Here is a 1,618-nt window from a genome sequence, read left to right on the forward strand (position 1 = left end):
GTTTATGCGGTGAGAATGATCGGCGAACAGAACGCTCTTGATTAAATCCGTATGTTAAGTTATATTGATCTTAAAATATTCGGATTTTGGGGGTAAGTTCATGAAGTTTCGTCGCAGCGGCAGATTGGTGGACTTAACAAATTACTTGTTAACCCATCCGCACGAGTTAATACCGCTAACCTTTTTTTCTGAGCGGTATGAATCTGCAAAATCATCGATCAGTGAAGATTTAACAATTATTAAGCAAACCTTCGAGCAGCAGGGGATCGGTACTTTGCTTACTGTTCCCGGAGCTGCCGGAGGCGTCAAATATATTCCGAAAATGAAGCAGGCTGAAGCTGAAGAGTTTGTGCAGACACTTGGACAGTCGCTGGCAAATCCTGAGCGTATCCTTCCGGGCGGTTATGTATATTTAACGGATATCTTAGGAAAGCCATCTGTACTCTCCAAGGTAGGGAAGCTGTTTGCTTCCGTGTTTGCAGAACGCGAAATTGATGTTGTCATGACCGTTGCCACGAAAGGCATCCCTCTTGCGTATGCAGCTGCAAGCTATTTGAATGTGCCTGTTGTGATCGTTCGTAAAGACAATAAGGTAACAGAGGGCTCCACAGTCAGCATTAATTACGTTTCAGGCTCCTCAAACCGCATTCAAACAATGTCACTTGCGAAAAGAAGCATGAAAACGGGTTCAAACGTACTCATTATTGATGACTTTATGAAAGCAGGCGGCACCATTAATGGTATGATTAACCTGTTGGATGAGTTTAACGCAAATGTGGCGGGAATCGGCGTCTTAGTTGAAGCCGAAGGAGTAGATGAACGTCTTGTTGACGAATATATGTCACTTCTTACTCTTTCAACCATCAACATGAAAGAGAAGTCCATTGAAATTCAGAATGGCAATTTTCTGCGTTTTTTTAAAGACAATCTTTTAAAGAATGGAGAGACAGAATCATGACAAAAGCAGTCCACACAAAACATGCCCCAGCGGCAATCGGACCTTATTCACAAGGGATTATCGTCAACAATATGTTTTACAGCTCAGGCCAAATCCCTTTGACTCCTTCAGGCGAAATGGTGAACGGCGATATTAAGGAGCAGACTCATCAAGTATTCAGCAATTTAAAGGCGGTTCTGGAAGAAGCGGGTGCTTCTTTTGAAACAGTTGTAAAAGCAACTGTATTTATCGCGGATATGGAACAGTTTGCGGAAGTAAACGAAGTGTACGGACAATACTTTGACACTCACAAACCGGCGAGATCTTGTGTTGAAGTCGCGAGACTCCCGAAGGATGCGTTAGTCGAGATCGAAGTTATTGCACTGGTGAAATAATAAGAAAAGTGATTCTGGGAGAGCCCGGGATCACTTTTTTATTTACCTTATGCCCGAAATGAAAGCTTTATGACCTAATTGTGTAACTATATCCTATTTTTTCAAAAAATATTTTAAAAACGAGCAGGATTTCAGAAAAAATCGTGGAATTGATACACTAATGCTTTTATATAGGGAAAAGGTGGTGAACTACTGTGGAAGTTACTGACGTAAGATTACGCCGCGTGAATACCGATGGTCGCATGAGAGCGATTGCATCCATCACGCTGGATCACGAATTTGTTGT

The 1,618-nt window shown here is 42.1% G+C and carries 3 protein-coding genes; all 3 read left to right on the top strand.

What is annotated here, in order from left to right; genetic code table 11:
• The first annotated feature begins 100 nt into the window (after window positions 1-100).
• Window positions 101-958 (top strand): pur operon repressor, encoded by an 858-nt coding sequence (gene purR, locus RAC86_RS38485; protein WP_003218342.1) that lies wholly within the window; start codon window positions 101-103, stop codon window positions 956-958.
• Window positions 955-1,332: a 2-iminobutanoate/2-iminopropanoate deaminase gene (gene ridA / locus RAC86_RS38490; protein ID WP_003226738.1), complete on the top strand. Its 378-nt coding sequence runs from the start codon at window positions 955-957 to the stop codon at window positions 1,330-1,332. The genes purR and ridA overlap by 4 nt, the downstream gene beginning before the upstream one ends.
• A 194-nt stretch (window positions 1,333-1,526) precedes the next feature.
• Window positions 1,527-1,618: septation protein SpoVG family protein (locus RAC86_RS38495; protein WP_377886931.1), on the top strand; the 92-nt coding region annotated here is incomplete at its 3' end.

This window comes from Bacillus sp. LR_5 (genome assembly GCF_042709275.1).